Source organism: Bacillus sp. 95MFCvi2.1 (assembly GCF_000374965.1).
Classification (GTDB): domain Bacteria; phylum Bacillota; class Bacilli; order Bacillales; family Bacillaceae_G; genus Bacillus_A; species Bacillus_A pseudomycoides.
Genome location: NZ_KB895713.1, coordinates 55,968 through 65,197 on the forward strand (window position 1 = coordinate 55,968; position 9,230 = coordinate 65,197).

The following is a 9,230-nucleotide window of genomic DNA, read 5'->3' on the forward strand; positions in this document are numbered from 1 at the left end:
CTCAAGAAGCATCCGCACCTTCAAACTGACTATTATAAAGCGAAGCATAGAAACCATCAGCCTTCAATAACTCTTCATGATTACCTTGTTCTACAATATCCCCGTCTTTCATGACAAGGATTAAATCGGCATCACGGATTGTTGATAATCTATGAGCGATGATGAAGCTTGTTCTGCCTTCCATGAGGTTTTCCATGGCTTTTTGAATCAGCACTTCTGTACGAGTATCGATAGAGCTTGTTGCTTCGTCGAGTATGAGTATTTTCGGATCCGCTAGAAGGGCACGGGCAATTGTTAGTAGTTGCTTTTGTCCTTGGGATACGTTGCTTGCTTCTTCGTTTAGTTCCATTTGATATTTATTTGGTAAGGTTTTTACGAAGCTGTGAACGTGGGCTGCGTTTGCTGCTTCAATCACTTCTTCGTCGGTTGCACCCAGTCTACCGTAACGTATGTTTTCCATGATGGAACCATTAAATAGCCAAGTGTCTTGCAGCACCATCCCGAACATGCTGCGCAAGTCTTCGCGGGTGAAGTCTTTTATGTCGTGACCGTCTATACAGATGGCACCACTGTTTACATCATAAAAACGCATTAATAGTTTTACGATCGTTGTTTTACCTGCTCCGGTTGGACCAACGATTGCTACTTTTTGTCCAGGCCTAATGCTAGCTGAGAAATTATTGATGATGATCTTATCTGGATTATATCCAAATTGAACATCTTTGAATGTAACTTCTCCTTTAACTTCTTGAAGCTTCACTGGGTTTTCTGCTTCCGGAATTTCTTCTTCTTCATCTAAAAATTCGAAAACTCTTTCTGCAGCAGCTGCAGTGGATTGAAGTACGTTAGCGATTTGGGCTACTTGAGCGATTGGTTGCGTAAAGCTTCTTACATATTGCACAAATGCTAAAATATCTCCAACTGCAATTGTTCTCTTTACAGCGAGCCATCCGCCTAAAATGGATACAGCTACGTAACCGATATTACCGATAAACATCATAATCGGCATCATCATTCCGGATAAAAATTGAGATTTCCATGCAGAGTGGTAAAGAGTATCATTCACCTCTTCGAATTTTTTCACTTCTTCTTCTTCAGTGTTAAAAGCTTTTACGATATTGTGACCACTATAAATTTCTTCAACTTGACCGTTCACGTGCCCTAAATATTCTTGCTGGGATTTGAAGTATTTTTGTGATCTCTTGACGACTCCCATGATGAGCATCATGGATACTGGCAGTATTAACAGCGCCACTAATGTCATTTGCCAGCTGATTGATAACATCATGATGAGTACACCGATGATTGTAATAACGGATGTGATGATTTGCGACATACTTTGGTTTAAAGTTTGGCTCACAGTATCTACGTCATTTGTAACTCTAGATAATACTTCTCCATGTGTCGTTTTATCAAAGTACTTAAGCGGCATACGGTTGATCTTTTCATCAATTTCTTTTCTGAAGTTATAAGATACCTTTTGTGCGACTCCCGAAATGATATATCCTTGTATAATGGAAAACACAGTGCTCGCTATATATAATCCAAGGAGCAGGAGGGCAATGTTTCCGATATAGGTAAAGTCAATAGCAGCACCGTGCACGCCCGTTACTTTGTCTACGAGTCCTTCGAAAAGTTTTGTTGTCGCTTTACCTAAAATCTTTGGACCGACGATTGCAAAGGCAGCACTACCGATTGCGAAAATAATAACGATTAGGATTGAGAACTTATATGGCTTTAAGTATTGAAGTAACTTATTCATCGTTTCTTTGAAATTTTTTGCCTTCTCAATCTTTCTCATGCCGCCGCCCATATGACCGCCGCCATGGCCACCACCAGGACTGCCTTGTCTTCTATTTTCTATTTTTCTATCACTCATGATGACAACTCCTCTCTTGAAAGTTGTGATAAAGCAATTTGCTTATAAACTTCACAGTTTTCCATAAGCTCTTCATGAGTACCAGTTCCAACTATTTTTCCTTCATCAAGTACAATGATCTTATCTGCATTCATGATTGTACTTATTCTTTGGGCAACAAGTAGAATAGTACTTCCCGCAATCTCATTGTTTAAAGCCCTCCGCAAGGCTGCGTCTGTCTTAAAGTCAAGAGCTGAGAAACTATCATCAAATATGAAGATTTCCGATTTTTTCGTAAGAGCACGCGCAATAGAAAGTCTTTGTTTTTGACCACCGGAAACGTTCGTACCACCTTGTGATATTTCTGTACGGAAGCTTTCAGGTTTCGCGTTAATAAACTCCATAGCTTGCGCGATTTCTGCCGCTTTTGCGAGTTCTTCTTCAGTTGCTTCTTTCTTACCGTATTTCAAATTACTTTCGATCGTACCTGAGAATAGAACTCCTTTTTGCGGTACATAACCAATTTTCTCTCTTAATTCCTTCTGAGATACTTCTCTAATATCCGTGCCATCTATTAATATTTGGCCGCTTGTTACATCGTAAAAGCGTGGAATTAAGTTGATTAATGTTGATTTACCGCTACCTGTACTTCCGATGAAAGCTGTCGTTTCTCCAGGTTTTGCGGTAAAGGTAATATTGGAAAGCACATCTTCTTCTGCACCTGGATATTTAAAGCTAACATTTTTAAATTCAACGTAGCCTCTCTTGTCAGAGGCAAATGTTTTTGGCTCCGCTGCGTCATGAATAGAAAGGTCAGTATCTAAAACTTCTGCAATGCGCTGTGCGGATACAGAAGCACGCGGAACCATAATGGATACCATAGAAATCATTAAGAAGGCCATGATGATTTGCATTGTATATTGCATAAATGCCATCATATCACCAACTTGCATATGTCCCATATCCACTTGGTGTGATCCAACCCAAATAATAAGTACAGTAACGGCATTCATGATAAGCATCATCATTGGCATCATAAATGACATTAAACGGCTTACAAATAAATTAGTTCTTGTTAAATCTTGATTTCCTTTTTCGAATTTCTTTTCTTCATGCTTTTGATTATTAAAAGCACGAATAACGAGCATACCTGTTAAAGATTCACGAGTGATCAAGTTAATTTTATCTACTAACTTTTGGATACTCTTAAACTTAGGGATCGCGATGCTAAATAGACCAATGACTAAGCTTAAAATCGCGATAACTGCAACTGCGATAATCCATCCCATTGAAAGGTCTGTAGTAAGTACCTTAATAATTCCGCCTATGCCTAAAATCGGTGCATAGAATACGATACGAAGCAGCATAACCATAAGTGTTTGCACTTGTTGAATATCATTTGTACTTCTTGTGATTAGAGATGCAGTGGAAAACTTATCAAACTCTGCATTAGAAAAGCTTGTAACCTTCCGAAATACTTTCTTTCTAAGATCTCTACCTAATCCAGCAGCCACTTTTGCAGCAAGTAAACTCACGATAACGGTAGCTGCCATACTTACTAAGGATAAAAGCAGCATTTTTCCGCCAGAAGTAAGAATATAATTGGATTGAAGCTTATCTGTATTGATACCGATCTTTTTATATTCATTCTCAATGAATGAAACGGCTGACTGTGTTACCATGCTGCCTGGCATATTCTTAAACTTTTCATCCGCCTTTTCTTTCATTGCATCGATTTGATCTTGAGGTAGTTTAGCAATTATTGCAAAAGGATCTGTATTTGGCGGAAGCTTCGCCGGTGCTTTGTTATCACCTGGCGCAGTGAAAGCAGATGAGCCGCCTTTTTCAATTCCTTGTGTAATTAACATTGGTTTCCCGAATATATCGTTAAGTTCGTTAATTGTATTTTTATCCTCTGTATGTAGCTTATAAAGCGGTTCTTTATCAAGCTGCGGATAATCTTTTAAGTCATTTTTCAGCTCACTTTGAGAAAGATTATTCTTATCTAAAAGTACATAGTTGTCATCTACTTTTTTCTTCTCATTTTCATTCATAAAGAGTGTAAGTTTATCGAGCTCACTTTTACGAATAACCCCAGGTACTGCGTTTTCTACACCTTTTTGCTGAATACCTACATTCACAATGTTAGACATGTAGTCTGGCAGTGACAGGTCACATACGGCTTGTATGGATAATAGACATATAACTGCAATGATTGAGGCAACAAATGGTTTTAAATGTTTGATGATCTTTAACATTTAATTCATCTCTCCATTTTCCTTTTCTAATTTTTTTAGCTTTTACTTCGGTTCATTCCTTTATTCTTCGTATTCTTCAGGAATGCATTCTAGCAGCTCTTTACGTTTTCGACCACAGATTAATTCTATGACTCTATGAAGATATGATGCAACTTTTAGGGTGGAGAATTTCATAATGAATTTGTTAAAGAATTTTAAACTATATATACATCAATTAAAAACCGGACATAAAACCCTTCTTTTTAGGTAGGAGAGAGCATCTGGCCATGCATAGAAGCGGTCAGGGCCTTTTTCTGCCACATGCGAAGTAAAAACAGAAAGCGCAAATGAGTGTAGGTTACTTTGTATTCTGTATAGCAGGGATTTAGATGTCGAAAAATTAATTCACAAATTCGGTTTCAACTAAAGGAAAAAGGAGAATTCTCTGAATGGTCTGAGGACATTAGCATTGTAATGTTCCGTATTCTTCAGGAATCCATTACAAATGTAATACGTCATTCTGCTGCCAATGAAGTAGATGTATGTATACAAGAACATGCACAAGAATTATCGCTCATTGTTTCCGATAATGGACAATTTTTAAGTGAAAATTTATACCAAAATGGTTTTGGAGTAAAAGGAATGATTGAACGGTGTCAATCTGTTGGGGGAACTTGTAATTTTTCGGTTAATTCAGACGGGGGATTGAAGGTGGAAGCGATTATTCCTTTAATGAATCGTGTATGTGATGAAGCCTAGAGATAGGAGGGACGACGAATGAAAACGATAAAAAAATTCGAATCATGTTAGTGGACGATCAACCAATCATCAGATAAGGGCTGACGTATATATTTAATAGTCAATCAGATATGGAAGTTGTAGGTGAAGCAGATAATGGTAAGGATGGCGTAAAGATTACTTTGCGCTGCATACCTGATATCGTGTTGATGGATGTACAAAGGCCGCAGGCGACCGGCATTGATGCAACTCGCAATATTGTGCAATCTTTGCCAGATACAAAAATAATATTGTTGACAACCTTTGATGTGCAAGACTATGTATTCGATGGGATTCGTGCTGGTGCCGCCGGATATTTATTAAAGGATACTCAAACGAAAGAGCTATTAGATGGTGTACGTTCTATACAGCGCGGCGCCACTTTATATAATAGTATGACAGCGAAACAAGCGCTCGCAAAGATTATAAATTCTACAGATAATATTTCAACAAATCAGCCTAAGGCTTCATCTTTTATAGAACCATTAACAGATCGAGAAATTGAGATATTGTAACTCATAGCATATGGAAAGAAGAATAAAGAAATAGCAAATATACTGTATATTTCAGAAGGAATTGTTAAAACCAATGTACATAACATTATTCAGAAACTTGAGGTGGCAGACCGCACGCAAGCTGTAGTTTTAGGGATTCGTATGCAATTAGTAAGATAAATTGTTCTGAGGTAGAGAATTCGATTTATTATAAAGGGGGAAGATACACTTTTGTAAAGATAATATTGGGGTAGCACCACACATCCATCAACCTAAGAAAACAGGTCACCCCCCATAACGAAAATTTTACCTTTTTACAGTTATTTATGAGAATTCGACTCATCTTTTTCGTTTTTGGGACAATTAATCCCTTAAGTTGATAGATGTGTAATGAGACTTACATTGTAACTAGAAAGTAACAATAATTACATTAATGGATATTTTGTGTCGTTAAATTAAAAAAAGATTACATTTTTGTTACAAAAACTATTGATTATATTTAAATATCATAATATAATTCTGTTTGTGGAAATAAAAACTAAAATTATACATTATTTGGGGGATATAGAAAATGAAGAAAGTTATTTTACCAGTTTTAATGTCTGCAATGTTTGTAGTGCCTGCAGTATCTCATGCTGAAAACCAAGAAGCTGTAAAACAACTTACTCCAAAAACAGAACAGGCAATGCAGAAAACAGGGTGGGTAAAAGAGGGAAATACATGGTATTTCTATGATCAAAATAGTGTGAAGAAAACAGGGTGGTTAAAAGATAATGGTACATGGTATTACTTGAATGCGGATGGGGCAATGAAAAGTAATAGCTGGTTAAGTGATGGAGGAAAGTGGTACTACTTTGCTGAAAGTGGAGCAATGAAAACGGGTAATATTTTTAATCAAGGTTCATGTTATTTATTAGGAGCAGACGGTGCGTTATATACGAACGAAGGCTGGGTTCAGTACGAAGGAGAATGGTATTACGTTCACCAAGGAGGAAACTTACACGAGGGCTATCTTGAATATAATGGTAAGATATACTACATGAATCCAGGCTCTGGAGATATGAAAGTAAACAATTGGATAGGTTCACATCCTGATGGTAATTATTTCTTATCTGATGGAGCAATGGCAACTGGCTGGAATTTGATTAATAATGAATGGTACTACTTCGAAGAAAGCCGGACGCATTTTAATACTCATAATGGTTGGCTAAGTTATAAAGGAAGCTGGTATTACTTTGTGGCTTCTAAGATGCAAACAGGTTGGATTGAAGATAATGGAAATTGGTACTATCTGAACTCAGATGGCACGATGAAAACAGGGTGGTTAAAAGATAAGGGCACATGGTACTATTTAAATGCAAATGGCACAATGAAAAATTCAGCAAATAGTTGGGACGAAGGTTGGTTGGATGAAGGAGGAAAGCGCTACGTTTTTGCTTACAATGGCGCCATGTGGACAGGGAAAATGTGTGAAGGAGGTACTTGTTGGTACTTCAATCCAGATGGATCCATGGTAACAGGCTGGAAAGTAGTGGATGGTGAATGGTATTACTTTGATGAGAAAAGTGGAGCAAATCATGAAGGCTGGTTAAACTACAATGGCAAGTGGTATTACTTTTATGATGGACCGATGAAAAAAGATTGGGTGCAAGATAAGGGCACATGGTATTACATGAATGAAGACGGAACGATGAAAACAGGCTGGTTACAAAAAGATGGAAATTGGTATTATTTACAGTCTAGCGGTGCAATGACAACAGGCAAACATTTCATTGATGGCAAATGGTATCAATTTGCCGATAATGGAGTTATGATGTAACAAAAGTTTTTTTATTGAATAAATGACATCAGATATCTATTTTAAGATATTTCTATAATGAAAAAAGACACCTGTGAAGGTGTTTTTTTCATCTCTTCTTATTAATCTAGGAAGAATAACGTTTATAACAATAATGGGTAGTAAGTACTCTTAAGTTGATGGTAATGGGGTAGCACCACATCGCTATCAAGCTAAGCTTATACAACGTCAATTATAGTAGAGGTTGTTTCTTTTTTCTAAAGGATACGTGTAGGGAATTTAAAGATTTGCATACGAAATAAACCCTAATGGGTTTCATTTTTTGATTTAAGCCGCTTGATTATCAGACATGGTACAATTGTAAATGACACCTAATATATCAAAGACTGTTTTTTTATCGTATCGATGGGATTTCCGTCCGTTTTTCTGTAAGAGGTTAAACAGACGAAGAAGAATCTTTGATAATTCTTGGGTGTCTTTTTGTATGGCTTGAAACAGAAGAGAAAAATAATCTTTAATCATATATACGGCTTTATATTCACTCAGTTCTTGTTTCTTCTTCATAAGAAGTAACTTCCGCATTTGAAACATAATAGAGGAACAGAGTAGAATGGCGATCAATTGCCCATACAAATGGCATTCCAATCGTTCTCGTTTTATCTTTTTACAATGATGAATGTGAAAGAATGATTTCCACGTTTTAAATAAAATTTCGATCTGCCAACGTAAAGAATACCAATCATGTACTTGTCCCATTGGGACAATATCTGTAGGGGTATTTGTCATATATACATTGATACCACTGAGTCGTTTACTACGAGGAGAATACTTCATTCCTTTCTTTTTTTCTCTTACAATTTGATCTTGTAATCGTTTTTGTTGTTGTTCTTTTGTTAATCGATGAACAATCACACGAGTTGGTACTTTATCAATCATTCCCACATAAGCATCGGAGATTTCACATGTTTGTCCTGGCTGAAGAGAATTCATTAAGACCTCCATATCTATTTGTATATACTCTGTACCTTTCTTGATTCTTCCATCTTGAAAATAATCAGGGATGGGATTTTTTTGATAAATACGTGTATTAGATTTAATACGAGAGATATAGTAAGCCTTTTTATCGTGTATATGTTGTAGATCTTTCAAATGAAAATAACCTAAGTCTCGAATACATAAATCATTCGCTGTCACTGTCGGAACACACAAAGAACCGTAGGTTCGATCATGTTGTTTACCTGGGCCTGTATGAATATGTAGGAACTGCCCACTTAATAGATCATATTCAAGTTGAATCTTTACCCCCGCTGTATGGCTGCTTCCTCCTGCACCTGGATAAACGAATGAAAAAGGATCTGGAAGTTGAAATGCAGTTGAATCTAGGACACGAATACGCTTGAAAATAGAAGTGTATGGAGAAGAGAGCAGCTTAGCTGAAGATAACTTTTGGTTGAGAAGTGTGGCTAATACTTTCTGTAGAAACTGCACGGCTGCAGCGTTAAATCGCTGATTTAGTCCTTCGGGACTGATGAGCACTTCTGTTGATGCTTCTAAACAACTACATAACTGGGTTAAAGACGTTTTTGCTACACTTTGGCTTATCCATACACATAAAGCTATTAAATCTTGTGCTCGATACTTACTTGTTCGTTGTACAAACCCAACATCTCTAGCTAGATTCTGTAAGGTATTTGGGGATAAAAGACTCTGAATCTCCTGTGCGAATAGTTGTAGTTTGTTAGATACAGAAATAGACATAAAAAAACGCCATCCTTTCCTATGATTCTACAGAAAGAATAACGTTTTTTTCGTTTTATAGATACAATTTGGTTCCGGTGCAAGAAATTCAAGATACATGCAAGTAATCTCCTAACCTTGGACATACTGATAGTATTACTCTAGAAAAAGGTGTGTGATCGATATGGAAAAGGGAAATTTGTTCAAATGGAAGCATTATCAGCCGGAACTAATCTTATTAACAGTAAGATGGTACCTACGGTACAATTTGAGCTTCCGTAACCTGGTGGAAATGATGGAGGAACGAGGCTTATCCATGGCTCACACAA

At 37.0% G+C, this 9,230-nt stretch carries 5 protein-coding genes and 2 pseudogenes; 4 read left to right on the forward strand and 3 right to left on the reverse strand.

What is annotated here, in order from left to right:
• Position 1 precedes the first annotated feature (1 nt).
• Complete coding sequence (locus tag C568_RS0124115; RefSeq protein WP_018782976.1) at positions 2-1,879, reverse strand: ABC transporter ATP-binding protein; 1,878 nt, start codon at positions 1,877-1,879, stop codon at positions 2-4.
• Positions 1,876-4,116 (reverse strand): ABC transporter ATP-binding protein, encoded by a 2,241-nt coding sequence (locus C568_RS0124120; protein ID WP_018782977.1) that lies wholly within the window; start codon positions 4,114-4,116, stop codon positions 1,876-1,878. Before C568_RS0124120 ends, C568_RS0124115 begins: the two co-directional genes overlap by 4 nt.
• A 453-nt stretch (positions 4,117-4,569) precedes the next feature.
• On the opposite strand from C568_RS0124120, the gene C568_RS0124125 reads away from it, so the two are divergent.
• The 3 genes and pseudogenes from C568_RS0124125 to C568_RS0124135 all read left to right on the forward strand — a co-directional run bounded on the left by C568_RS0124125 (position 4,570) and on the right by C568_RS0124135 (position 7,185).
• Positions 4,570-4,854 carry a sensor histidine kinase gene (locus C568_RS0124125; protein WP_006093748.1) on the forward strand — a complete coding sequence of 95 codons (285 nt, stop codon included), beginning with the start codon at positions 4,570-4,572 and terminating at the stop codon, positions 4,852-4,854.
• A gap of 80 nt (positions 4,855-4,934) precedes the next feature.
• Positions 4,935-5,546, forward strand: a pseudogene (locus C568_RS32080) (response regulator).
• Between the two features lie 391 nt (positions 5,547-5,937).
• Entirely contained in the window at positions 5,938-7,185 is a 1,248-nt protein-coding gene (locus tag C568_RS0124135; protein ID WP_018782979.1) for an N-acetylmuramoyl-L-alanine amidase family protein, read from the forward strand.
• 306 nt (positions 7,186-7,491) lie between these two features.
• On the opposite strand, the gene C568_RS0124140 is transcribed toward C568_RS0124135, so the two are convergent.
• Positions 7,492-8,922 carry an IS4 family transposase gene (locus C568_RS0124140; RefSeq protein ID WP_018782980.1) on the reverse strand — a complete coding sequence of 477 codons (1,431 nt, stop codon included), beginning with the start codon at positions 8,920-8,922 and terminating at the stop codon, positions 7,492-7,494.
• A 163-nt stretch (positions 8,923-9,085) separates the two neighbouring features.
• Here C568_RS0124140 and C568_RS33615 point away from each other — a divergent pair.
• Positions 9,086-9,230, forward strand: a pseudogene (locus C568_RS33615) (IS6 family transposase); the annotation flags it as partial.

Excerpts from the sequence above, each read along its gene's own strand:
- C568_RS0124135 (WP_018782979.1), top strand. The coding sequence starts at position 5,938 with ATGAAGAAAGTTATTTTACCAGTTTTAATGTCTGCAATGTTTGTAGTG.
- C568_RS0124120 (WP_018782977.1), bottom strand. The coding sequence starts at position 4,116 with ATGTTAAAGATCATCAAACATTTAAAACCATTTGTTGCCTCAATCATT.
- C568_RS0124140 (WP_018782980.1), bottom strand. The coding sequence starts at position 8,922 with ATGTCTATTTCTGTATCTAACAAACTACAACTATTCGCACAGGAGATT.
- C568_RS0124115 (WP_018782976.1), bottom strand. The coding sequence starts at position 1,879 with ATGAGTGATAGAAAAATAGAAAATAGAAGACAAGGCAGTCCTGGTGGT.
- C568_RS0124125 (WP_006093748.1), top strand. The coding sequence starts at position 4,570 with ATGTTCCGTATTCTTCAGGAATCCATTACAAATGTAATACGTCATTCT.